Genomic DNA, 25103 nt, shown 5'->3' with positions numbered 1-25103 from the left:
CGCGGAGAATTTTGGACTAGGTGTGAACTGACGTCGTTCTGAACGGCACACGATAGTACACTAGCTGGTGTTTTCGAGAGCGCAGAGAAAAAAGCTGAAGCTTTTTGGTTTCAGAAATGAAAAGCTAATCTGCCAAAGCTTAGCGGCCTTTGCGCCTCAGCGGTAAAAAAGAGTTTTTTCACATAGAAGAAACAAGACTAGTCCCGCTTCTGGAGAAGCAAGACAACGGAAGTTTGAAACATGGTACTTGGTCAAAAAAAAAGGCCTGAGTATGACTCAGGCCAAATTTTTCAATCCGCCCCAGCGGACAAGTTTTTAAAATCTTTCAATTTTCAAATCAAATTGTCGCGACCAGCTTCACTTCCAGCTTGACGTCGTCGTAGATGGCCTTGTCGGCCAGGTTTTCGAAGTAGTTGCTGGAGCGGTACTTGATGTCATACTTGGTGCGGTCAAAGGTGATCTCTCCGGTAGCAGTCAGCTGCTTGCCAGCTACGGACACTTTCGCAGGGAAAGAGACCGGCTGGGTGACTCCCTTGATAGTCAGGTCGCCAGAGATGGTGTAGTCCGTTCCGTTGGAGGTTTTTGCATCCTTGATTTTCAAAGTTGCCTTATTGAATTTCTCTACGGAGAAGAAATCGTCAGACTTCAGGTGGTTGGTGAGGTTGCCTTTGGATTTGGGGTCGGTGAGGTCTTCCACGGTCAGGTTGACCATGTCCATTTCAAAGGTACCTCCGGTGATTTTGCCGTTGGCCACGTCGAGTTGGGCATCGGAGATGGGCACATAGCCCCAGTGCTTGCCGGTGACTTTCTCGGCCATCCACTTGACGGTGCTTTCGGTTTTGTTGACCGTGGCAGGTGCGATGGGCGCTGTGGCGCTGGCGAGGAAGGTTCCTACCGCCAGGGCAATGGTAGAGATGAATTTCATGTGTGTAATGGGTTTGGTTTGATTGTGGAATGAAACGTCTGTCTTTGATTTTTGACAGTTACCAAAGTTTAACGGCAGCCTCTTTTAGGGTTGTTGATTTGTGATGGGCGGATGTTTGTCCGGATGTTCGGCCTTAGGCTTTTGCCGAAAGGTCAAATTCCACCTTCCCATGTCCGTCAGGAGTGGTGTAGAAGGGACGCTGCTCGATCTCGTAGTTTTTGATGTTCTCGATCATGTCGGTTTCACCACGCTCCCCAAAAAAAAGTCGAGAAACATGCATAAAATACCCTATACAGGGTATTTTTTAATATTTGGTTCTACTATATTTTTGGAAATCACAATCTAAAAACCATGAAAACACAAAAACACAAAAACACAAAAACACAAAAACACAAAAACACAAAAACACAATTTTCTGAAAGCGCTTCTTTTCAGGAGTCTGGTTTTTATTGTAGCTTCATTTGGCCTGCTTTCTTGCCAGGAGGAGTTAGTCGGGGATAATGACCCTCCATCTCTTTTGGTCAAGGAAAGCGAGATGTCATTTTCAAGTACGCTGAAAGATCAAGTAGCGTCGAAGGTTGCCAAAAATGTTGCGGCAAGCTTGGACGACCCAGGAGTTGTTGATTTTATTGAGAACAAAGGCTAACCGACGATAATGAAAAGACTGCTAATTGGTATTATCTGTTTATCGGCTCATTGGAATGCCTTTTCGCAGAATTCCTTTGGACTCGAATTTGGCCAGGTGGATCAAAATAGCTTTGGCAATGTCAATCAAATAGGAAACGTTATTGTCGAGCCCATTGGAGGCGGGACCACCACTACCAGGATTTTTGGTCTTTTCTATGAAAGGGAGATTTCCAATCGCCTGTCACTCCATAACAAGGTCACCTATTCGCGGGTATTCACGAGGTATTACTTTTATGATAACAGCAAGCCGGTATTTCCAAATGTGCCCGGTCTCTTTGAGGGAAAAGTTGGAGGTCCGCCTGTTGGGAGACTCTCCTTGGAAATTTTGCCCCAATTCACGCTCCTTGAAGTCGGAAAGATTCGGTTAAATGCCTTCGGAGGGGTGAACCTGTCTGCTAATATTGTTAAGGAACAAGCAGATGAGTTTCATCGCGGACTACCAGAACTTTCCACAGTATACAATTCCTTTGAAACCTCTCAAATGCCCTTTACCGCCAACTTTGCCTTTGGAGGATCGATCGAATATGCCCGGAGAATTGTGTTTTGGGCAAAGTACCAACCGACATCCTATTATTCCAGAGAAATAGAGGTGGAAGGGAAAAAATATCCTTTCGAGAACCGATGGAATTTCTTAAGCATGACCATGGGGTATAGGTTTTACAGTTTCAGGTTCAAAAAGAAAGACGATAGCTGATACAAATGCAAGGGGGGCTGTCTCATAGCTGAGGCAGCCTCTTTTTTTTCGAAATCTTAGTTTTTAGGCTTTTTCCAAGAGGTCAAGCTCCGCCTTTCCATGCCCATCGGGCGTGGTGTAGAAGGGACGCTGCTCGATCTCGTAGTTTTTGTCCGCTGGGATTCCCAGTGCGTGGTAAACCGTCTGGTGGATGCCGTCGATCTTGATGGGGTTTTCGATGGTCTTGCAGGGACGCTCGTCGGCGGTTTTGCCAAAGACATGCCCTCGCTTGACTCCCCCGCCAAACAGCAACATCGAGCAGCCGTCGGTGAAGTGGCGGTGCATACCGTAGTTTTTCATGTCCTCGATGATATCGGGCACCTCGACTTGATCCAGCACTTTTAGATCAGGCCTTCCCTCCGTGAGCATGTCCCGGCTAAACTCACTCGCCAAGATGACCAGGGTTCTGTCGAGCTTTCCGCTTTGATCCAAGTCCCGGATGAGCTGAGCTACGGGGGCATCGATCATCTTTTTCATGTCCTTGAGCCGGGTGTGGCCGTTGTCGTGCGTATCCCAGCCAAAGAAGGGCTCGTACTCCGTGGTCACGGTGATGTAGCGCGCGCCTTGGTCTACCAGCCGTTTTGCCAAAAGGCAGCCCAAGCCAAACTTCCCCGTGTTGTACTTGTCGTAGCTTTCTTTGGGCTCTTGGCTGAGGTCAAAAGCCTTCGCTTCCGGCGAGTTGAGCAGCATGTAGGCCTGCTCCATGGAGCGCTTCAGCGATTCTTTTTGGTAGTCGGAGCCAAATTCTCCCATTGGGCCAGCAGAAATCAAGTCTTGGTAGAGTTGGTTTCTGGCTTCAAAGCGTTTAGAGTCCATCCCAACTGGGGGTCTGACCGCTTCCAGTCCCGCTGAGGGGTCGGGAATCAAAAACGGCCCATACTCCGAACCGAGAAAACCCGCGCTGTGGAAGGCTTTCAGTTCTTCGCCCTCGCCGACGGTGAAGCGCTGCCCGATATTGATAAAGGGCGGAATGACGGGATTTAGCACACCTTTTTCCTTGGCGATCCAGCTCCCCAAGTGTGGGACGACGACAGACTGGGGAGGCTCGTAGCAGGTATGGAAATGGTATTGGTGACGGGTGTGGAGGATGTGTCCCAAATCCGCCGCAACGTAAGATCGGATCAAGGTGCCCTTGTCCATCACGGAGGCGATGTTTTCCAGCCCTTCGGAAAACTGGATCCCGTCCAGCGCGGTGGGGATGGCCGGGAACGTGCTCAGCACTTCCTTGGACTCCATTCCCTTGCGGAAAGGCGTGTACTTTTTCGGATCAAAAGTCTCCGTGTGGGCCATGCCTCCAGCCATGAAAAGCAGGATCACCGAGTCGGCAGTGGAGGGCATTCCTCCCGATCCGCAGGAGGAAAGCAATCCCGCCAATGGCGCGCCCATGCCCATGGTGGCCATTGCGGCGGCGCTGGTTTTTTTGAGAAAGTCCCGTCTTGAGTTGAGCGTTTTCATGTTTTCGACGAATGGTTTCCGGCAGGTGAAGATCTGCCTTTCGGCAGACAGGCACCAGCCGGGGCGGAGTTTTCAGTAGATCATTTGAAATTCAGGTAGGAGAAAAACGGCCCAGAGAAAATCCTGGACTTCGCTCGGTTCTGGCCGTTCTCCGAAGGCTTGTTTGGCAACGGCCAGTTCTTTTTCGTTTGGTGCTCGGAGCAGGGCCCGTGCATAGAGTTCTCGCGTGAGCTGCTCGGCATCGGGGTAGCTTTCAGTCCAATTTTTTCCTCCCTTTGTCAGGGATTGGTTGAGCCGCTCCCCATTGCTCAGCTCCAGCGCCTGGAGCAAACTGGCCTGGGAATCCCGGCTCGTAGAAACGATTTCCCGGTTGGGACGGCCGAGGGAGGTCAGGAAGGCATTGTTGGCGACGACTGCCGCTCGGGCGAATGGAAGGGAAGGCTTCGCTTCCGGAATGAGTTCGTAAGGGCGAAACTTCACCTCTGCCGAGTCGAATAGGGGAGCCGAGAGCTGGCTGACCGCGTCGGAAAACTGCTCCGCAGTCAGTCGCCTTCTGACCAATCCCTGAAACTTGAAGTCCGCAGCCATCAGCATTTCTGGCGAAGCCACGGCGATGGACTGGCTTTGGTAAATCTTCGAGGAAGCGATCTGAAAGATAAGGCGCTTGAGATCGTAGCCGTTTTCCACAAAATCCACCGCCAGCCAATCCAGCAAGTCTTCGCTCCAGGGCTGGTTGTCCATCTCGTCCACGGGCTCGACTATGCCCCTGCCCATGAGTTGCTTCCAGATGCGGTTCACGACCGTGCGGTACATGCGTCCGTTGGCGGGCTGCACGAGCTGCTCGGCCAGCTGCTTGAGCTTTTCGGCCTTGGTGGCGAGGCTGTCGATCTCTCCGAGCTCTTCCCAGAGGATTTTGGTTTTGGCCATCTCTCCGGTAGGAGTCTCGCAGCGGCTCACTTCCAGCGTGGAGTCTGCGAAAATGTTGGCAAAGGCATAGGACTGTTCCAGCTTCCAGTCGCTGATGAAGCTGTCGTGGCAGGAGGCACATTTCAGGTTGAGGCCGAGGATGACCTGTCCCACGTTTTGCGCGGCCTGCATTTCCACGCGTTGGGAGGCGTTGACCGTCCCGCGCCAGCGTATGCCCTCGATGAAGCCCTTGGATTTGGGGGAGGGATTCAGCAGCTCCTTGACCAGCTGTTCGTAGGGCTTGTTGTCGCGGATGGAGGTGTAGAGCCAGTCGGTGATTGCAAATCTGCCTTTGGTGATGTATCCGGTGCCGGTGTAGTCGTTTCGCAGGAGATCGTTCCAAAAGGTCAACCAGTGTTGCGCAAAGTCGTCCTTTCGATCCAGCAGCTTTTGGAGCCAAATGTCGCGTTTTTCAGGGTTGGGGTCGCTTTCAAAAGCGGTCAATTCCTCAGGCGATGGGAGCAAGCCGATGATGTCCAGGTAAATTCTCCGAAGGTAGGTGCGGTCGTCCACCGTCTCACTCCAGGCCAACTCGTTTTCTTGGAAATACCGATCCACCCAGCGGTCGATGGGGTTTTCCAGTCCAGGTTTGGCAGGAGGCAGGTCGGGCTTTCTTGGAGCCAAAGCCGCCACACGATAGACGGACTGCTGGGCTACGCCGTCTGGCCAAGGGGCTCCTTTTTCCACCCAAAGCCTCAGGAGCTGGATCTCTTCCTTGCTGAGCAGCTTGCCCTTGGAGGGCATGACATCGTCGTGGTTTTTGCCCAGGGAAATCCGGCGGATCAGCTCGCTCTCTCTTGGATTTCCGGGTACGAGAATCGGCCCGCTTTCGCCTCCGGCAAAGACAAATTCCTTTTCGTCCAGCCTCAGCTCCCCTTCGATCTTGGCTCCGGAGTGGCACTTGTAGCAGTTGTGGGCGAGGACGGAGCGGACGTTGGTGACGAGCTGGATTTCCTGCTCTGGAGAGAGCGCCGAGGCAAAGACCGCAACGTCAATGGTCAGCGACTCGGGTGCCTCGGATTCTTCCTGCCAAGGAAGCACCTCGGTCAGGAAATCCTCTCCATGCGTGAGTGAAGCACCAAAATGCCCGGCGACTCCGACACCGATGCCAGAGAGAAAAAGCAGACTGCGGTAAACAGGAATGCTTTTGGGTCTCTTTTTCCCTTTTCCCAGAAAGAAAAGCAGGGCCAAGCCCAGTCCGGCAGAAATGATGCCTATCCACTGATGGAGGTCGAGCAGCGAGCCGGTCACACCTTCGTTGGAGGCGAAAAGCAGTCCTAAAGCCGCTGCGACCACCGCGCTGACCGCTCCGGTCACGGCGAGCATGCGTATGCCTGGACGCAGGGGGTGCTTGAAGTCTTTCAGCGTCAGCAGCTCCAAGAGCCCGGCGACGATCAGGAGGCTGATCGGGAAGTGCACCACCAGGGGATGGAGCCTGCCGAGCAGCTGCCAAAGCCAGAACCCAGTGCCCTCATCCCCGCTCTGAGCTAGGGCGGACGAGCTTACCAATACCAGCAGCGAAGCGCTAATGGCAAGCGCCTTGACGCGGAAAAGACTCTTGTTTTGGGGTTTGTAGAACATTGGCGAGAACAGAACAGGCTGAAAATATAGGCTTTTTGCCCAGAAAGCCTGTCCTGATAGTACCCTTTCTCGGGAGGATTGGGCTATGTAAGGCCTTGCATATATTGAACACCATCAAGGACTAAGCATTGAATCTCCAACCTAGCAGGCCGTTTGCAAAGTCTTGTGTCTTGATTCTTAAATCTAGCGTCTTGATTTACTCCACCACCAGCCAGGTATAGCCATTCGCTGGGATTTCTACAGGAACCACAGCTTCGTAATTTCTACTGAGCGAATAAGATTTGGTTGAGCCCTCCTGCTCGCGGATGCTGGCTTTTTCATCCAAGCCTGTATAGTACAACGGGATGGAAATATCTTTTTTGATGGGTGCCGGAGTTGGATTGAAGAGCATGATCAGGCCCTTTTCTTTTCCCTTGGGATCCACGTGCATCCAGCCGTCCCAGTCCCTTCCGTCAGCCCTTCTCAGGCGGACGATGTCGGCGTTTAGGATGTCCCGGTACTTTTTGTACCAGTCGATGACCTCGATGACGGTGGCTTTGGTCTCCTCGGTGTCGTACAGCCTTGGACCTCGGTAGCAGGCTTGGATTCCCGCGCCGTAATATTGCATCATGAGCTGGCGGTAGTCGTCCAGATGCTCGTTGAGCGGCTCTAGGACAGCATCAGGGCCGCCGCCGTGATAGGCCGTGAGCGGTACAAAACCCCAACCCATGGAAGGTGTCTTTTCCCAAGTCGCGTCAAAGATATTCTGGCGGTTGAGGATCTTTTGTCGGTCTCTAGGCAGGGCAAAGTTCACCTCGCGGTAGCCCATGGCGATCTTGTGGGTGCCGTCCAGGAAATACCAGTCTGGGGCGTTGATGTAGATTCCTTCTCCGTTCATCCACTGGTAGAGGCCCTTTTGCAGGTTGATCTGCGTCCATTGGGAGCCGGCCAGTCCCTGATGGCCGGGATGGGTGGTGGAGGCGCAGACGTCGCCGGGGTAGGGGCCGTCATTTTCGAAGATGTCAAAGCCGGTCTCCGTGAAGAAATGCCGCAGCTTTCGCAGGTAGTCCAGTCCCCATTCGCTGCCTAGGCAGGGCGCATTGCCAAAGAACGCCCCGCCGGGTTTGCCCGTGAGAGGGCTGATCACGTCTGTCTCCGGGCCTATGCTGCGGGAGGAAAATAGGGAATAGCCGCCGATCTTGATCCCCTTGGAGTGCGCGTAGTCGGCGAGGGATTTCCAGCGGGCGATGTTTTCGGGGGATTCGTCCTCCATGTTGATGTGGCTACCGAAACTCAGGATCAGCGCTTCATAACCGGTGGCGACGCACTGGTCGATGGCTACGCGTACCTGTTCGTCGTTTTTGCTGACCAGGTGCATGAAGATCGGGTTTTGCATGGCCCAGGGGGTAAGCGCCCGGTACATTTTCCGGCGGGCGAGGCCGTTTCTTTCCCGGTCGTAGCTGTCCAGCACCAGTTCATAGCTGCGGATGGAGCGGAAGCTTTGGTTTTGGGCAAGGTCGATCCCGATTCCCTTTTCCGGATAGATCTCCAAGGTGCTCGGGGTTTGGTAGTTGTAGTTGACTTGGGAAGTGTAGGACGAGTCCTGCTTCCAGTGGCTGGCTTGGTTGCTGAGTTCGGCATTCATGGAGTTGTTGAATGCGAAATCGCTCTCCACATACAGCTGATGCGGTTTTTTCATCTCGTCGGTGCTGCCGACCACGGCCGATTCCTCCTCCACGGTGCCGAGAATCTCATGCACGACCTGATCGATGTGGATGGATTTTGCGCCTTTGTTTTCCAAAGTCAGGTACTTCCCGATCAGGGGCAGGTCGTCGTAGATTTCGTAGTGGATAGCCAATCGAAGTCCTGGGAATCTCGAATGGGTGTAGGAAAAGGTCACTTTTTTTCCCTTGCCGCCCTTCTTGTCGCCAGCCCAAAACTGGCTTTTTGAAGGGAAAAGTGGGGTGATGTCGGAAACCTGGTAGGATTGGTACTGAAAGTTGTCGTTTGGATTGCCCATCTGCGAAAGCCATTCCTTTTTGAAAAAGCCTTTTTCTTTCAAATCCATCTCGCCACCAACAAGAAACTCCCTTCCGTCCAGGGTGATCCGCGCCTCGGGCATGACGGTGCGGAGGAGCTGGTCTCCGGTGCTGAGGTTGCTAAAATCAAAGCAAACCAAGTTAGGATCGAGGTAAAAGCTCCGCCGGATCAGGCCGTTGGTGAGTTGGATTTCATTGGGGGAAATTTCGAGCACTTGGGCAGGCCTTGACTTGCCGTCCACCAGCCAATCGCCTTTTTCGTTTTGGGAAAAAACTTGTTGAGAAAGCAGACAAAGGTCTGCCAGAAGCAAAAGCAAAAAGGTAAAAGGGAGGTGGCCGTTCTTGGCCCGGGCAAAAGTAAGCATGGGTAAATTGGGGTTTTGGGCTAAAATTCGCCTGAAAATAAGCCTTCGCCCCAAGCTTTCCATCCGGACGAAGCGGGATTTGGTGCTTTTGCCCAAAAAAAACAGCCCCGAATCGACACGACTCGGGGCATGAGAACTGCTATTTGTATCTCCATCGAACAGGCGACTCCCAGCCTACCGGCTAGGCAGGCGCTCGACCTGACAGTCCGGTGTCAACTTGAGCGAAGTCGAAAGGTTATTTAGGAGTTAACATATCACTAGTTGTCCGCCTTGTTTTTAAACTCGATCTCGATCAGGCTCATCAGGACTTCTTCGCCCTTGGCGTTCGGGTTTTTGAAGATGAGGTAGATGTCCTGGAACCCACTCACAGCCTTGATCGGGGTCTTGGCCCGGGGAGCTACCTGTCGTCTCCAGTCGAGCATGTTCATGCCCTGAGGCGGGCGGAAGCCCATCTCCACACGTCCAATAGTCTGGGACTGGCCAAGCAGCTCTCCGGTCGGTGAGCCGAGACGGATTTCCACCGAGCCGCCCACACCGCCGTTTCGCTGGCTGATGCTGGCGATCACGTCGATCTGCTCCACGCCAGTCAGGTCTATGCCTTTGAAGGCGATGTGCGAACCGTCACCGATCATCATGAAGCTGATGCTCGGCGTAGTGAGGAGCTGTACGCCTTTTCTGTCCACAGACAGCTGCGGGTCGAGAAAGGGATTGCGCAGGGCGACGTAGTCCACTCCGGAAAGCGAACCGATGGCTCCGGCGCCTTTGTCGGCATAGGACGCGCGGAGTAGAAAGCTGCCTTGGCCGTTTTCTCCCTCAGGGATCACTGCGCTGGCCTTTCCGGAAAGTGGATGGGATGCGATGTTGGCTTGGGTGTCGTCCATAGAGAGGATGTAGTCGACCATCCTGCGGACATCCGCTTCGGGTAGCGAGGGGTGCGCAGCCATGCCATGCTCGCCCCAGACGCCCGCGCCGCCGTTGATGATTTTGTCGATGAGGTACTTGGTGTTGGCCTCGGTGTTGGGATACTTCTCGGCCACTGCCTGATAGCTCGGGCCGATGGATTTTTCGCTGTATTGGTGGCAGGACTTGCAGTCACTGGCCTCGATGAGGTTTTTGCCCAGATTGAGGATGGCTGCGTTTTCCACACCGCTTTGCTTGGAGGCAATCTCGATAGGGTCAAAGCCTGCCGGTACATAGTCAAAAGTCACCGCTACCTCTTCGGCTTTGATCTTGCCATCGGTTGTACTGCCGTCTTCCTTGTCACTCACGCTAATGGAGTAGGGCAGCTCTTTATCCCCAAACCAGAAGGATTTATTGGCGCCTCCAAAGTCGATCATCACGGAAGGAGGCTCGTTTCCAGCGACGATTTCCATTGCGCTGCTGTTGGTCTCTCCTTTGGTATCGGTCACGGTCAGGACGACCTGGTAGGTGCCGGGATCGGAGAAGGTAAAGCTGGGGTTGGCTTCGGTCAGTGTTTGGTCAAAACCTGCTCCGTTGCTGATCTTCCAGGAGTAAGCCAGTTTTCCCTGATCATAGTCGTCGTAGTCGTTGGTTCCTTCTGAGCTGAAAACGACAGTCAGCGGAACCGAACCGGAGCGTTTATCCGCGCTGGCGCTCACGTTCGGCTTGCGGTTGCCTTTGTTGTATTCGATCTTGATCAGTCGGGAGTTTGCATTGCCTCGGAACCAAGCCGAGCCGTACTCCAGGATGTAGAGCGCCCCGTCTGGGCCAAAGTCCATATCGATGGCCGAGCTGAAAGTTTCATTGGGCAGGACACGCTCCATGCTTTGGTAGTCACCATTTTCATCCATAGAGACTGCGAAAATCCAGCCCCGCATGAAGTCCACGATCAGCCATTTCCCTTCGTAGTAAGCAGGAAAAGTGAAGGGAGCATCCGTTTTGAAATCAGCCTTGCGGAAAACCGGCCCGCCGGTAGCACTTCTACCCGAGGCTCCCAGCTCAGGAAAAACTTCCGAATTGCCATAGGGATAGTAGATCATCGCGGGGACGACAGGGGTTGGAAGTTCCCTCAGGCCGGTGTTGTTGACCGACTCGTTGACCGGCTTGCTTGGGTCATAGGGAGCGCCGTAGCTGCTGTCGGCGTGGTTGTGCCGGTTGTAGGGGAAGTTGTCCCCGATGAAATAGGGCCAGCCGAAGAAGCCGGGGCCCTTGGCTTGATTGAATTCATCGTACCCTTTTGGTCCCCAAATGGAGTCCACCGAGGCATCCGGCCCGACTTCACCCCAATAGAGGTAGCCGGTCTTGCTGTCCAGCGTTGGCCTCCAAGGATTGCGGTGACCCATGGTGTAGATCTCGGGTCGGGTCTTTTCGGTGCCTTCCGGAAAAAGGTTTCCTTTCGGAATGGTATAGCTCCCGTCGTCTTCGGGATGGATGCGGAGGATTTTGCCGCGAAGGTCGTTGGTGTTGCCGGGTGCGCGCTGGTCGTCGGAGTTTTCCATGCCGGGTCGTTCGTCCAGGTTGGAGGAGCCTTCACGGGGATTGACGGTGTTGTTGCCCACGGTGAGATAGAGGTTTCCCTCCGCGTCAAAGACCATCCCGCCGCCGGTGTGGCAGCATTCCTCGCGCTGGGTGGGAACTTCCAGGACGATCTTTTTGGTGGACTCCACGAGTTCATTTCCCCTCAGTTCCCAGCGGGCAAGCACATGCTTCGCGTCGGAGGGATCGGCGTAGTAGAGGTACACCCAGTGGTTTTTTTCAAAATCCGGGTGGGCAATCACGCCCATGAGCCCTTCTTCCGCCTCGCGAACTACGCCTTCTTTATTGGTGTACTTAGTGTTGACCGGGATGGTGGCTACCAGGGTGACTTCCCGGGTGGCCTCGTCGAGGATCTTGACGCCGCCTTTTCTCTCCACAAAGAGGATCTTTCCCCCCGGGAGAAAGGTCATCTCCATAGGTTCGTCCATGCCCTCGGTGAGGACGACTTTGGTAAAGCGGTTGTCTTCCGGTTTGACGGTGGGGTCGTCCTCCGGTTCGGACTTGCAGGCCAAGAGGCCGAGTAGCGCCAGCGCAGCCAGCGAGTGTTTGCGTAAAAGGTTGATCATAGGTTATTGTTGGGATTGGATTAAAAGCATGGACTCGGCGATGGCCGAAACCTGGCAGACAGTAGGCAGTGGACTGCTGTCTATCTATTGTCTCAATTTTAGTCAATTGATTTTCAATTCCAAAAAATATTTCTGGGCGGTAGAAAAGGGGGATGGGCGTTTCGAGAATCCTACTATCTTACCCCTCCAATCGCAGTGTTTTTTGGCCTATGCCCTCCACCACCAGCCCCCATGATCCACTCTTGCTGGGCAAGCTCCTGCTCAATATGGGCATGAGCATGCTCCACGCCGGCGCGCCTACCCGCAGGGTGAGTCTGGTCCTAAACCGGATTTCTACAGCCTATGGCTATCGCATCTACACCGACCTTGGGACCAGGCATCTGTCCGTCAGCATTCGCGACGCCGAGGGAACCAATGTGTTTTCTGGCGGCAGAGGCAAGCCCTCCCTGCCGGGCGTAAACTTTCGCTTGGTCTCCGAGATCAGCAACATGAGTCTGGAGCTGGAAGAGATGCAAATGCCACTGTCCGAGGCGAGAGGGGAGCTGCTCAAGATCCAGGCCCAAGCCCACTATTCCCGCTGGCTGGTGCTCCTGGTGGTGAGTCTGGCGGGATCGGCATTCTGCTACACTTTTGGCGGGAGCGTGGCGGAGATGTGCAGCACCTTTTTCGCGACCTTTTGTGGGCTTTTCCTCAAGCAGGAGCTCCTTAAAAAACGCATGAACAGCTACGTGATCACGTTTCTGAGTTCCCTGCTGTCTGCGTTGGCGATTGTGTTTTGCTGGAAAATAGGTGTCCTCAGCGAGTTGGGACAGGCATTTGCCACCAGTGTGCTTTATTTGATTCCCGGGGTGCCGCTGATCATCGCTTTTGTGGATCTGCTGGATGGCTTTATTCTAAACGGCCTAGACCGCGGCGTCAACGCGCTGATCCATGCCTTTGCCATCGCGGCCGGACTGGCCTTCGCCTTGTTTGTCTTTAACATTCCGTTTTGATGGAGTTGCTGGAAGTCGTTTTTAAGGGTTTTTGGTGTAGCCTGGCCGGTTTTGGCTTTGGCGTACTTTTCAATGCGCCCCGGAAAAGCCTGTGGATGGTCCTTGTGGTTGGTTTTTTGGGCGGGCTGGTCAAGTTTGGACTTCTCCTGCCCCAGATCGACGCAGGGGTGGTTTTGGCTACTTTCGTCGCTGCCTTGGCGGTAGGCTTTACAGGCGTCTTGCTCGGCAACCGTGAAAAAATGATCCCCATGATGGTCACTATTCCCTCTGTGATTCCCATGGTGCCGGGGGCCTTTGCCTATCGGGCCATGCTGGGGCTGATGGAGCTGGGCACCAAGCCCGACGAGCATTATGGGGAAATCGTCAACCACGCAGTCTACAATGGCGCGATGACGCTCTTCGTCCTGCTGGCGATCACGCTGGGAGTATCGGTGCCGCTGGTGATTTTTCGGCTGGAGTTTTCGGGAAAAGAAAGAAGCAGATCCTGAGCCCTGAGCTCTTTTTTCCTTTCCTACCTAGCGCTACTCTTACGGAATTTGCTCGCCAAAGGCGATCCGATGTCCATCCGGCGTCTGTAGGGTAAACTCCCGCTGTCCCCAGGGCTTGTCCTCCAGATGGCTGAGAAAGGCGATGCCTTTTTCCCGGTATTCGCGGTAAAGGAGGTCTATGCCTTCCACCTCAAAATAGCCAAAATAGGAATGATCGCCGGTGTCGCCAGCCGGCATCTCGTCCGCGCACTCGCCCAGCATGAGGGTGATGGCGCCGCGGCGGACAAAGTGCCAAAACCCATCCGTCCAAAGGCTCTCAAAGCCCAGCTGCCTACAGTAAAAGTCGGCGGAAACCTGCAGGTTTTTCACCGCTAGTACATGTCTGCTTCCGGTCAGTTTGGGTTTCATGGCTTGGTTATTTTTTGCTGAGGTCCAAGAGCACGTTTCCTATTTTTTTGCCAGAGGCTACATAGGCAAAGGCCTCCCTGACTTGGTCCAGGGGATAGCTTCTGTCGATCAGCGGCTTGAATTTCCCCTGCCCATACAGCTCGGCGCAGACCTTCAGGCTTTGCGGGATATCCACGGGTAGGGGAAAGATGACCTTTTTCTTGCCCCAAATGGGCGTGGTCAGGGCGAGGCCTATATTTTCCCAGTTGGGGCCCAGCTCGGTGGAGATGTAGGTGCCCCCGGGACGGAGTATGGCCTTGCAGAGCGAAAACCTGCTTTTTCCCACCGCATCAAAGACAAAATCGTATTGGACAGGCTCTTGGGTAAAGTCCATTTTTTCGAGGGGAATCACCCGGTCTGCGCCAAGGGCCTTTACTTTTTCCGCATGGATCTCAGGGCAGACGGCGGTGACCTCGATGCCGCGGGCCTTCAGCAGCTGGATGGCCGCGGAGCCGATGGCCCCCGTGCCGCCATTGACCAGCACGTGGTCTTCTGCCTGTAGGCTGACCTTGTTGATGAAGTTGATGGCGTAGTGGGCTGCCTCGGCGCAGGCGACGATGTCCGTGAAGTCCGCACCCTTCGGGATAGGGAGGATGGCCTTTTGGGAGGAAAGGCAAAGATACTCGGCGTGGCTTCCGGCTCCGTTGTCGTCAAAGCCCCACACCCGGTCTCCGGGCTGAAAGGCGGTGACTTCGGAACCTACCTGGTCCACGACACCGGCAAAGTCCGTCCCGGTGACCGGCTTGTTGGGCTTGGGAAATCCGGCAAAGGCACGCATCAGGTAGGGCTTGCCCGTGAGCACGCCTATATCGGTGCGGTTGACGGTAGTGGCGTGGACACGGATGCGCAGCTCATCCGGGCGGGGCTCCGGTATTGGCAGTTCTTGGATTTGGATGGACTCGACGGGCCCATAGCTGTAGCGGACGGAAGCTTTCATGGGATGATGTGAAAAAAGGGAATCGCCGCAGGCAATGCGGCTGGAAGATCAACGCAAGACTCGGCTTAGATATGTTGGTCGATGAGGATGCTGTTGCCGTCGGGATCAAAAAGCAGGAGACTGCCGGGGCCACTGGTCGCGGGGTCGGTCTCTTGCGCCAGGGGGATTCCCTTGGACTTGAGGTGGGCCTGGATGCTGCGGACATCGTCATAGGAGTCCAGGGTTTTGGCATCCTGATCCCAGCCGGGATTGAAGGTGAGGATGTTTTTCTCAAACATCTCGTGAAAAAGTCCGATCAGGGCATCGCCGTTTTTCATGATCAGGTAGTTCATCTCATCGCTCCCGGCAAAGACCGAAAAGCCAAGGTGCTCATAGAATTCCTTGGAGGCTTGAAGGTTTTTGACCGAAAGGCTGATGGAAAAAGCGCCGAGTTTCATGGTTTTTGGGGTTTTGTCTGTTTTAAAGCTAGGAAAATGCAAGGAAAATCATCCATGAACCCGCCTGAAATAAGGCAAAAGAACCCTAGCACCCAGCTTCTTACTCTCCGTACGAGCTGTGTTTCTTGTGTTATCTACCCAGCAGCTCTCCGATGACCCTTGGGAAGTGTTCGTGCTCCAGAGCATGTACTTTCTGGGCGATGTCCTCCGGGCTGTCCTCCGGACTGACCGGAGTGGAGGCCTGAAAGATGATCTTTCCTTCGTCGTAGTGCTCGTTGACCAGGTGGATGGTGATGCCGGTCTCGGCGTCGCCGGCCGCCTTGACTGCCTCATGCACGTGCATGCCATACATGCCCTTGCCGCCATACCTGGGAAGGAGAGCCGGGTGGATGTTGACCATGCGATCCGAAAAAGACCTGGTCAGCTCGTCGGGGATTTTGAGCAGGAAACCGGCGAGGATCACCCAGTCGATTTTGTCGGCCAGGAGCTTTTGCGTCAGCGTGCCGGCTTCCATTTCCTTGCGGGAAAAGGTAAAAGTAGGCACCGAGAATTTCCGGGCACGCTCCAAAACGAAAGCATCGGCTTTGTTGGAGGCGACCAAGGCGATTTCCGCTTGGTCGGAATGCTGGAAATATTCCATGATTTTTTCGGCATTGGAGCCGCTGCCTGAGGCAAGGATGGCGATACGGACGGGGCTGGACACGAGACGTGGGGTGTTAGGCTTAATAAGGCGCAAGTTAGAAAAGGAAGCAGGCTTATCCCAATTAAAATGCCCTACTTCGACCATTGGTCGGGTGGGGCATTTCCAATTTGGGACGCGTGGGACGGACTCTACGCCAGTCTAAGATTTCCGGTTTTTGCCTCTCGCTTCCTGATGCTTGATACTAACTTCTTGAAACAAGCTACTTGATACCTCAAAAAGTGACTATGCCTGAAAATGCTTGTCACTTGGTTCTCGGTTCTATTCCTGGCTCTAGCTCACTCTTCTCCGGGCTGCAGCGTGTAGTTGACCATCCAGCCAATGCCGTACTTGTCCTCAAAGCTGCCAAAATAGGCTCCCCAGAAGGTTTTGTCATAGTTCATCTCGACTTTTCCGCCTTCGGACAGGCCTTTGAAGATGCGCTCACCTTCGGCTTTGCTGTCCGGCGCCAAAGAGACGTAGTTGTGGTTTCCCTTGATGAGGATGTGGCCCATGGAGGGACTGGTGTCGCTGGCCATGATGGTGACCACGTCGTTTATCTTTAGGGAAATGTGCATTACCCGGTTTTTTTCGTTTTCCGGAAGCTCCATTCCGGGGATTTCGCTGAAATAGTTGATGCCACCTTCAAACTCTCCGCCCAAGACGGATTTGTAAAAGGTCATGGCTTCCTCGGCAGTGCCGTCAAAATTGAGATAGGGATTTACTTTCATGATTTTTTTGTATTTGGGTTTGGGTCTAATTTACGGATTGCAGCTGGGTTTTCCCCTTTGAAAGCCTATCAATGCGGAAACTTAACACCGCGATAACGAGCCCCACCGCGGCGAGGCAAAACGCCAAAGGCAGGATTTGGAAGGAAACGGGGATGGAGACCAGCTGCAGTGCCCATCCCGCCAGCCAAGTGGCGTGTCCCTGTGCAGACTTGCCCCTGCGCGTGCTCAGGCGGCCTCCATTTTCCCCCTCATCCAGCAGCGGACGGAAAAAATCCCGATACTGCCAAAGCAGGAAGATGTCCATCGCCAGCAGCACGGCGAGGACATAGGGAGTGCCCCTCCAGTGCTGGGAAATCGTCACCATCAGGATATTCAGGATCATGGGAATCATCATGATGCCTCCGAGGAGCTTGTATCTGGTGGTGAACAGCATGAAGCCTATCGTGATCTGGCATAGGGCGATGAAGCTGGCATAGAGCCCAAGGTCAAACTCCACCAAGCGCTCCACCAGCCAGGGAGGGCCTATCCAGCCGATGAACTGGTGGCCGGCGTAGAGCTTGACCATACCGGCAGTCCAAAAAGTAAAACCCAGAAAGATCGAGGTCAGGTTGGGGAGGAGCTTTTTCATGGCGGGCGGGGAGAAGAAAAGGTGGGATGGCCAGCACAAATTGCTCATTTTTCCGATGGAATCTATGCGAAGCCCCTTGCCAGAAGCATCGGGGAGGGATTCAATGGCAGGTTGTTCAATTGAAACCTAGCCTTTATTCTTAGGCGATTGTCCGCTTTTATGCCAGTAGGTAGCCGTGATGATACAAAAGAAGGCTAAACTTTAGCTTTGCCCTACTTCGGTCTTCCGACCTGCCTGAGTGAAGAAGTAAATTCGCTTACTGGCAAGATTGCGGATAATCATGTATTCTTATATTTCAAACCAGAGATACAAGGATGCGTGGGCAAAATTGTGTCATAGTTTAGCATACTTTTTAACCGAACGGAATGAATGGGGGGCTTCATGGACTTGGAAAAACCACAAGAAATGGATGGGAACGAACAGGGGGAGTTGTTGCCTACGGCAGCGTTTGAAGACTTAGCCTCGCTGGCGGCAGATTGCTGCGGTGTCTCCATCGGTGTGGTGTTGACTTGGGAGGGGGAAAAGTACAGCGTCTTGGGAGCGGTGGGAATGGAATTGCTGTCCGACGACTTTCCGGAAAATCTCCACCCTTTCTTTCGTGCCTCCTTCCGTGAGGAAACAGTCGTCCAAGACCTGCGAAATGATCCCCGTTTTGAAAAGCGTCCCAAGTTGGGGGAGCAGGAGAGACCGGCCTTTTTTGCCGGAGTGCCATTTGCCTCGGCCGCCGGTCAGCAGGGAGCGCTCTGTGTCTTGGACCTTTCCCCCCAAAAGCCCGGCACGAAGCAGCTGTCCGCTCTGCACAGGCTCGCCAGCCAGGCGGCCAGGCTGCTTGACCTCGGGGACAGCCTCCGCAGTCAGCGTTTGGCCAGAGGGATTTTTGAAGAAGAAAAAAGCCGGCTGTTTCGGGTCATCGACTCCGCGGAGATGGGGATCTGGGAGCTGGATCTCGAGTCAGGGGAATTTGCATTCAATGAGAAATGGGCAGCCATTTTGGGGTATTCCTCACTGGAGTTGGGGAAGCTGGACAGGAAGGGAAAGGAAGCTTTCATACACCCGCAAGACCTAAGTGAGTCCGAAAGGGCCCTGTCAGACTACCTGGCCGGTATCCTGCCACGCTACGAGTGCGAGCTCAGGATGAAGCACAGGAAGGGCTACTGGGTGTGGATATTGGAGCGGGCCGAGCTGAAAAGAGAAGCGGAAGGAGGGGCTGGCCGCTGGCTTTTTGGCACGCTGACCGACAACTCGGAACAGGTCGTCGCCTACGAGCAGATTTATCTGAGGGAAAAGAAATTCAAGATCCTGCTGGAAAACAGCGAGGATGCGATAGCGATACTCAACAGGGAAGGAAGGCCGCATTTTGAGACGGAGTCCGTTTCCCGCATACTGGGGCTGGAGACTACACCCCGCTCGGCGGAGCCTATCCGAAGGCTGGTGCATCCCGCCGATCTGGAGGAATTTGACGAGTGGTTTAGGCAAGCGCTGGACAATCCCGGCAAGGCCCTTGGAGGCAATGTCTCCCGACTGCGGCATGCCGACGGTAGCTGGCGACATGTCTCGGGCACCATGACCAACTTTTTTGGCAATCCCATCATCAATGGGCTGGTGTACAACTTCAAGGACGTGTCGCGGCAGGTCCTGGCCGAGGAGCGGCGGAGAAGTCTGGAAAACCGCTATCGCAAACTGGCCCAAGAAGGAGCCGACCTGGTCTGCGTGATCGACGAGGAAGGAACCTTCCACTACCTCAGTACCAATTTTCGCCACTACCTGGGCTTTTCGGAGGATGAGCTGGAGGGCAAAAATGCCTTTGGTTTTGTCCACCCGGATGACCTGCCCTGGGTGCTGGAGGATTTTGCGAAAATCAAGGAGCTGAGGCAGATTCACGGTCTTCCATACCGCTTCAAACATCAAGAGGATGGGTGGCGATGGGTGAAAAGTGTCGTAACGAACCTCCTGGATGATCCGGATATCCACGGCATCGTGATCAACTCGATCGACGTCACGGCCGTCATCGACGCCAAAAAAGAGCTGGAGCAAAGCAATGAGCGCTTCCGCCTTGCCTTAAAGGCGGGCTCGGAGAGCATCTACGACTACCACCCCGAGACAGAAAGGACTTTTGTCAGCGAGACCTTCGAGGAAGATTTTGGGATCAGCTTGGGTTCCATGGAGGAAAACTTCCAGCTGATCCGGGATAGAATCCATCCCGATGACCTGGGGCAGGCGGTGAGGGAATTTCGCGAAGCGCTGGAAAATCCCGAGGTGTCCACCTGGACCCGGCAGTACCGACTGCTCAAGGGGGACGGTACCTATGCCCACATTCGAGACCGGTCCATCAAGCAGACAGACAAATCCGGCAAGCCGGTACGCGTGGTAGGCGCATTGATGGATACCACCCAGATCGACTTTTTCGAAAAGCTGCACGACATAGAGAAGGAATTCATCGAGTCCAGCCTGGTAAGCAACACCGACGAAAAGGCGCTCTATCGCCGCTACTTGCTTCAGCTCGAATCGCTGATTCCCGGCATGAAGGCCTCTATCCTGAAAATAGAGGACAGGAAGCTGAAAAACTACGTCTCTCCAAGCCTGGATCCCGGTTGGATCCGAGCGATAGAGCATCTCGACGTTGGTCCAAACCAAGGATCCTGTGGCACGGCGGCCTACTACGGTGAGCGGGTGCTGGTCACCGACGTGTACGAAGATCCCCGATGGGAAAACTACACCGAGCTGGCCAGAGACTATGGGATAGGGGCCTGCTGGTCCTTTCCCATCTTCAATGTAGAGGGAAAAGTGGTGGCCACCATCGCCAACTACTACTCCACACCGAGGGAAGTGGGTGAAAAAGAAGTGAAAACCCTGGAGCGGGCCCAGCGTCTGATCTCGCTTTTGATGGCGCAGTTTGACTACCTGGAAAAAATCCGGCTGAGCAACGAACGCTACGAGTTGGTCAACAAATCCACCAACGAGGCGATTTTTGACTGGGATGTCCAAAAGGACAGATTCTATTGGGGAGAAAGTTTTACCCGGGTTTTCGGCCACGACCACCAGGTCGCGGAGTTTACCCTGGAGACCTGGACCAACCTAATGCATCCCTCCGACAACCAGGAAAAGGCGGGGGAGTGGGAAGAGTTCATCGCAGACCCTCAGGCAGACAGATGGCAAAACCAATTTAGGTTCCGAAGAAAGGACGGATCCTATGCCTTTGTGGAAGAGTCTGCGTTTATCATTCGGGACGAAGCCGGAAAGGCGCTGCGGATGATAGGCGTATTGCGGGACCGGACCGAGCTCAAGCGGATGGAACTCCTGCTGGCAAATGCCTCCAAGCTCTCCCGAGTCGGAGGCTGGGAAGTCGATGTGCTCAATGACCGCTTGCTTTGGTCTCCGATCACCTGTGAGATCCACGAGGTGCCGATAGGCTTCACAGCGAGCACTGCGGCAGGGATTGATTTCTACCGGGAGGATTTCAGGGAGAGCGTGGCGGCCATGGTCGCTTCTACCATGGAGAGGGGCGACAAGTTTGACTTTGAAGCGCCGATCATCACCGCAAATGGGGAGGAAAGATGGGTGCGTGCGATCGGAGAGCCGGAGTTTGTGGATGACAGGTGTGTCCGCATCTTTGGCTCCATACAGGATATCCAAGAGCGGAAGTTGATGGAGGATAGGCTCAAGGGCGTCTCCGACAGTCTGCCGGGGCTGATTTTCCAGTACATTCTCAACGCCGACGGCACGGACGAATTCCGATATGTCAGCAGGGGCTCGATAAAGCTTTTGGGGCTCAGCCCCGAGGAGTGCATGGCCGACAGTGAGTTGGTATGGTCCCGACTGGCCAAGGGAGGGGATTTGGAAGAAGTCAGAAAAAGCCTCGACGAATCCGCATCCTCCCTCAGCTTTTGGAACTGGGAATGGAAAGTCCTCAGTCCCGAGGGCAAGATCCGTTGGCGGGAAGGACGCGGCACTCCCAGCAAGCGCGCCGACGGCTCGGTGGTCTGGGATGGGCTGATCGTGGATGTCACCCACAGAAGGAACCTGGAAAACCTGCTCGACCAATCCACCAAGATGGCCAAGATCGGCAGCTGGGAACTCGACCTCACGCTGGAGCCCATTCAGCTCAACTGGTCTTCCACCACACGCTCCATTTTGGGGGTGGAAAGGCTGGGCGGCATGAGATTGGAAAAGGTCTATCAGATTTTTGTGGGCCAATCCGAGGAAATAGCCCGGCAGGCCATGGAAGGACTGATCGAGAAGGGACGCGGATTTGACGTGGAGCTGGAGCTGGACGGCGCGGGCGGCAAACGCCGCTGGATACGCTGCATAGGCCAAGCGGTGCATGTGAAGGGCAAAACCCTCAGCGCCTTTGGAAGCTTGCAGGATATCCACGAGCGGAAGCTCTCCGAGCTCAACCTGAAGCGGCTCCTGCTGGAGCGGAATACCATCCTCGAAAGTATCGGAGATGGCTTCTTTGCGGTGGATTCCAATTTTACGGTCACCTATTGGAACAAGCAGGCGGAAAAGCTCATGAAGGTGCCCAGAGCGGAAATCTTGGGCAAAAACGTCTGGGATGTCTTCGAGACAGGCGGGCTGGACCGCTTCCGGCGTAAGTTTGAGCAAGCCTTGGCCAGTGGCAAGGCCGTCAATTTTGAGGACTACCTTGCCGAGTTTAAGGTTTGGTTTTCCGTTTCGGCATTTCCCTCAGACTCCGGATTGACGGTCTTTTTCAAGGATGTGACCCAAAACAAAAACGCCCAGGAAGAGATCCGAAACTCCAACGACCGCTTTGAGCGGGTCTCCGAGGCGACCAACGACGCGATTTGGGATGCGCAGCTCAGCGAGGGCAAGCTGTATTGGGGGCGAGGGTTTAAGTCACTCTTTGGCTATGACCTGGACGTTTTCACGCCTGACTATAAGTTTTACGTGGACAGGATCCATCCCCAGGACCGGAAGCGGGTGGTCGGCAGCCAAGAGCGGGCCAAAGCCAATCCCCAAGTTCGGCACTGGAACGAGGAGTATCGCTTCCAGAGGGCAGACGACACCTACGCCTATGTGATGGACCGGGCGATCTTTACCCGAAACTCCTGGGGCAAAGCCACCCGCATCATCGGGGCGATGGCGGACATCACCGAGAGAAGGGAGTTTGAGGAGTCGCTGAAAAAACTCAACGTGAAGCTCAAGCGCCAAGCCAAGGAACTGGCGATTTCCAACTCCGGCTTGGAGCAGTTTGCCTATGTTGCTTCCCACGATTTGCAGGAGCCACTTCGCATGGTGTCGAGCTTTCTCTCCCTGCTGGACAGAAAATACCGGGAGCACCTCGACGACAAAGCCCAGCAGTACATCCACTTTGCGGTGGATGGAGCGATACGGATGAAGCAGATCATCTTGGATCTCCTGGAGTACTCCAGGGTAGGCAAAGGGGAAAAAGAGCTCGAGACGATTCACCTCGAGGATCTGATTTTTGAGGTAAGCCAGCTTCAGGCGCAGCTGATCGAGGAGAAAAACGCCACGATCCGCTTCGAGGGAATCCCCACCCTGACCAGCTTCAAGGCGCCCCTGTTGCAGGTCTTCCAGAACCTCATCGGCAATGCCCTCAAATACAGCCGGGAGGAAGAGCCACCGCTGATCCTTGTTTCCTGCGAGGAGGAGAGGTACCAGTGGCTGCTCGCCGTGAAGGACAATGGAATCGGGGTGAAGGAGGAGTATTTTGATAAGATCTTCATCATTTTTCAAAGGCTGCATTCCAAAGAAGAGTACACGGGCACGGGCTTGGGCCTGGCCATCGTCAAAAAAATCATCGACAGTCTCGGAGGCAAGATCTGGGTAGAGTCTGTGTACTCCCAGGGCACGTCTTTCTACTTCACCATCCCCAAGCCCGGCAAAAAGGGAGGGGAGGGATGAAGCTTCACGATTTGCGACATCCGAAATCCGACATCCGACATCATTCAACTTTCTTCCCTATTTTGAGACAAAAATCAAAAAGACATGGCAGCACAGGAACTGGGCGTGGGTAGCCGCATCGGCCATCCAAAATTCGGATCGGGGATCATCGTGGCGGCGGACGCCGACTACTACAAGATCTTTTTCTCTGCCTCGGAGGAGGTCAAGACTCTTGCCCGGGACTACGAGGGATATACCGTGGAGGAAGCCAAAGTACCGGACTTCCCCAGCCTGTCCATGAAGGACGTGGAAAAGGCCATACGCGAAGCGCTGATGGCCACGTCCGAGCGGGCTCCGCTGGTGCCGCTGGGAGGAAAATGGATGGGGGGAAAAATCATCCTGGAGCCCTCAGACAAAAGCCTTCAAGCCAAGGAAATTCCCATGGAGACTTTTTTCAGGAAAATCGTTATGATCCGCGAAAAGCTCCGGGTGCTCGAACAAAACATCAACAACCACCCCAAGCTGGACGACGAGGACCGGGTCAACCTGCAGCAATACATCACCCGATGCTACGGGTCGCTGACGACCTTCAACGTGCTTTTTGCCTATAAAGAAGACCAGTTTAAGGGCAGCGGAAAAGAGTAGCAAGCTTGAACGCTGCCGCTAGCCCGGCAGAAGCCAAAACCCAAAATGCCATGAAATACTCCCTGTTTGCCTGCGCGGTTCTCCTGATGTCGGCCTCCTTTCAGAGCACTCCGAAAGCGGGCTTGAAGGATGCTTTTCGAGATGAATTTTACATCGGTGGGGCATTGACTTTGGGTCAGGTTACTGGTCGGGAGGCTGGGGCGGACCTGCTGCTTTCGACCCACTTCAACTCGATCTCTCCCGAGAACGGCCTGAAATGGGGCCCAGTCCATCCCAGAGAGGGAGAATACAGTTTTGACTTTGGTGATGCCTATGTGGCCTTTGGGGAAAAAATGGATGCTTTCACGATAGGACATACCTTGGTTTGGCATCAGCAGACGCCCGAGTGGGTGTTTCAGGACGCAGCTGGGAAGGAGATAGGACGGGAGGCTTTGGTGGCTCGGATGGAGGATCACATCGCTACGGTCGTGGGGCGCTATCGCGGAAAGATCCACGGCTGGGATGTGGTCAATGAGGCCTTTGAGGATAATGGGGATTGGCGACAAAGCCCTTGGTATCGCATCGCGGGCCAGGACTTCGTCAAGACAGCTTTTCGCAAAGCCCATGAGGCGGATCCCGAGGCAGAATTATACTACAACGACTACAATGTCTGGATTCCCGCCAAGCGAAAGGCCATCCTGGCCATGGCAAAGGAGCTGCGGGAGGAGGGCATCCGCATCGACGGCATCGGCATGCAGGGACACTACCGCTTGGACTCGCCGGGGATCGACCAGATCGAGCAGGCCATCCTGGACATCCATGCGGCGGGTCTCGAGGTCATGGTCACCGAGCTGGATGTGGATGTGTTGCCCCGGCCGGGAAGGAGTGAGGGCGCAGATCTCAACGTCAACTATGCCGCTTCTCCCGAATGGAACCCCTATGCCGATGGACTTCCCGCTTCCGTCGAGTCCCAACTGGTCGATCGCTACAGTTCCCTCTTTCGGCTTTTTCGCAAGCATTCGGACAAGATCAGCCGGGTGACTTTTTGGGGACTACACGACGGCAGAAGCTGGCTCAACAATTGGCCCGTGCGCGGGCGAACCAATTACCCCCTGCTTTTTGATAGGGAGATGAAGCTGAAAAAGGGCTTTTTCGAAGGACTGGAAGAGACTTCTGGTTATTGACTTAGGGTCATTTCCTTTTTCGTACGGTTTTCCACAAAAGTAATGGGGACAAACTCATCGGTGGGAGCGCCAATGTAGTAGACCGTCCAGTTGGGGTCATGCTTGGCCAGCAGCTCCGCGATGCAGTCCGCGCGATGGCCTTGGGGATTTTTACACTCGTCCCAATAGAAAAGCTCGACCTTATAGTGGAGAGCTTGCTTCTCGTTGTTGATCGTGACTTCGATCTGTATGTCCTGCTTGCCGGACTCGCGGGGTATGGGTATAGCGATGTAGCTCATGGATGTGAAAGTTGATGCACTGAA

At 54.4% G+C, this 25103-nt stretch carries 19 protein-coding genes; 7 read left to right on the top strand and 12 right to left on the bottom strand.

The features are described 5' to 3' along the window. Positions 1–337 precede the first annotated feature (337 nt). Positions 338–925 carry a YceI family protein gene (locus J0A68_RS11340; RefSeq protein WP_206578327.1) on the bottom strand — a complete coding sequence of 196 codons (588 nt, stop codon included), beginning with the start codon at positions 923–925 and terminating at the stop codon, positions 338–340. 351 nt (positions 926–1276) lie between these two features. Here J0A68_RS11340 and J0A68_RS11335 point away from each other — a divergent pair, with 351 nt between their 5' ends. Together J0A68_RS11335 and J0A68_RS11330 are read left to right on the top strand one after the other, a co-directional pair. Beyond that, positions 1277–1426 (top strand): hypothetical protein, encoded by a 150-nt coding sequence (locus J0A68_RS11335; RefSeq protein WP_206578326.1) that lies wholly within the window; start codon positions 1277–1279, stop codon positions 1424–1426. Between the two features lie 154 nt (positions 1427–1580). Then, the gene (locus tag J0A68_RS11330; RefSeq protein WP_206578325.1) at positions 1581–2306 is read left to right on the top strand and encodes a hypothetical protein; all 726 of its coding nucleotides are present in this window, start codon (positions 1581–1583) and stop codon (positions 2304–2306) included. Between the two features lie 63 nt (positions 2307–2369). On the opposite strand, the gene J0A68_RS11325 is transcribed toward J0A68_RS11330, so the two are convergent. The 4 genes from J0A68_RS11325 to J0A68_RS11310 form a co-directional block, all read right to left on the bottom strand. Beyond that, positions 2370–3800 carry a DUF1501 domain-containing protein gene (locus tag J0A68_RS11325; RefSeq protein ID WP_206578324.1) on the bottom strand — a complete coding sequence of 477 codons (1431 nt, stop codon included), beginning with the start codon at positions 3798–3800 and terminating at the stop codon, positions 2370–2372. Positions 3801–3872: 72 nt separating this feature from the next. After that, entirely contained in the window at positions 3873–6347 is a 2475-nt protein-coding gene (locus tag J0A68_RS11320) for a PSD1 and planctomycete cytochrome C domain-containing protein (protein ID WP_206578323.1), read from the bottom strand. Between the two features lie 196 nt (positions 6348–6543). Further along, positions 6544–8730 (bottom strand): alpha-galactosidase, encoded by a 2187-nt coding sequence (locus J0A68_RS11315; RefSeq protein ID WP_236025543.1) that lies wholly within the window; start codon positions 8728–8730, stop codon positions 6544–6546. Between the two features lie 257 nt (positions 8731–8987). Continuing rightward, a complete protein-coding gene (locus tag J0A68_RS11310) occupies positions 8988–11792 on the bottom strand; it encodes a PQQ-dependent sugar dehydrogenase (RefSeq protein WP_206578322.1) in 2805 nt (934 codons plus the stop codon). A gap of 209 nt (positions 11793–12001) precedes the next feature. Here J0A68_RS11310 and J0A68_RS11305 point away from each other — a divergent pair, with 209 nt between their 5' ends. Then, on the top strand, positions 12002–12784 hold the full coding sequence (locus J0A68_RS11305) for a threonine/serine exporter family protein (protein ID WP_206578321.1): 783 nt from the start codon (positions 12002–12004) through the stop codon (positions 12782–12784). Continuing rightward, positions 12784–13272 carry a threonine/serine exporter family protein gene (locus J0A68_RS11300; protein ID WP_206578320.1) on the top strand — a complete coding sequence of 163 codons (489 nt, stop codon included), beginning with the start codon at positions 12784–12786 and terminating at the stop codon, positions 13270–13272. The genes J0A68_RS11305 and J0A68_RS11300 overlap by 1 nt, the downstream gene beginning before the upstream one ends. Before the next feature lie 39 nt (positions 13273–13311). Here J0A68_RS11300 and J0A68_RS11295 read toward each other — a convergent pair whose 3' ends face one another. The 6 genes from J0A68_RS11295 to J0A68_RS11270 form a co-directional block, all read right to left on the bottom strand. Then, positions 13312–13680, bottom strand: coding sequence for a bleomycin resistance protein (locus tag J0A68_RS11295; RefSeq protein WP_206578319.1), 369 nt, complete (start codon positions 13678–13680; stop codon positions 13312–13314). A gap of 7 nt (positions 13681–13687) precedes the next feature. Further along, positions 13688–14656: an NAD(P)-dependent alcohol dehydrogenase gene (locus J0A68_RS11290; RefSeq protein ID WP_206578318.1), complete on the bottom strand. Its 969-nt coding sequence runs from the start codon at positions 14654–14656 to the stop codon at positions 13688–13690. Positions 14657–14721: 65 nt separating this feature from the next. Continuing rightward, entirely contained in the window at positions 14722–15093 is a 372-nt protein-coding gene (locus tag J0A68_RS11285; RefSeq protein ID WP_206578317.1) for a VOC family protein, read from the bottom strand. A 130-nt stretch (positions 15094–15223) separates the two neighbouring features. Continuing rightward, on the bottom strand, positions 15224–15796 hold the full coding sequence (gene purN, locus J0A68_RS11280; protein ID WP_317195104.1) for a phosphoribosylglycinamide formyltransferase: 573 nt from the start codon (positions 15794–15796) through the stop codon (positions 15224–15226). Between the two features lie 275 nt (positions 15797–16071). Next, the gene (locus J0A68_RS11275; protein ID WP_206578315.1) at positions 16072–16503 is read right to left on the bottom strand and encodes a VOC family protein; all 432 of its coding nucleotides are present in this window, start codon (positions 16501–16503) and stop codon (positions 16072–16074) included. 25 nt (positions 16504–16528) lie between these two features. Continuing rightward, positions 16529–17131 (bottom strand): hypothetical protein, encoded by a 603-nt coding sequence (locus J0A68_RS11270; protein WP_206578314.1) that lies wholly within the window; start codon positions 17129–17131, stop codon positions 16529–16531. Between the two features lie 405 nt (positions 17132–17536). Between J0A68_RS11270 and J0A68_RS11265 the strand changes: the two genes are divergently transcribed. The 3 genes from J0A68_RS11265 (at position 17537) to J0A68_RS11255 (ending at position 24801) form a co-directional block, all read left to right on the top strand. Then, positions 17537–23014, top strand: a complete 5478-nt coding sequence (locus tag J0A68_RS11265; RefSeq protein ID WP_206578313.1) for a PAS domain-containing protein — start codon at positions 17537–17539, stop codon at positions 23012–23014. An 84-nt stretch (positions 23015–23098) separates the two neighbouring features. Next, entirely contained in the window at positions 23099–23638 is a 540-nt protein-coding gene (locus J0A68_RS11260; protein WP_206578312.1) for a DUF8685 domain-containing protein, read from the top strand. A 50-nt stretch (positions 23639–23688) separates the two neighbouring features. Further along, entirely contained in the window at positions 23689–24801 is a 1113-nt protein-coding gene (locus J0A68_RS11255) for an endo-1,4-beta-xylanase (RefSeq protein WP_206578311.1), read from the top strand. Here the strand turns inward: J0A68_RS11255 and J0A68_RS11250 are convergent. Continuing rightward, a complete protein-coding gene (locus J0A68_RS11250; RefSeq protein WP_206578310.1) occupies positions 24795–25079 on the bottom strand; it encodes a hypothetical protein in 285 nt (94 codons plus the stop codon). The genes J0A68_RS11255 and J0A68_RS11250 overlap by 7 nt on opposite strands. Between the last annotated feature and the right edge of the window lie 24 nt (positions 25080–25103).

The sequence above is a fragment of the Algoriphagus oliviformis genome, assembly GCF_017254915.1.
Taxonomy (GTDB): domain Bacteria; phylum Bacteroidota; class Bacteroidia; order Cytophagales; family Cyclobacteriaceae; genus Algoriphagus; species Algoriphagus oliviformis.
This window is presented reverse-complemented; position numbering and strand designations above follow the sequence as displayed.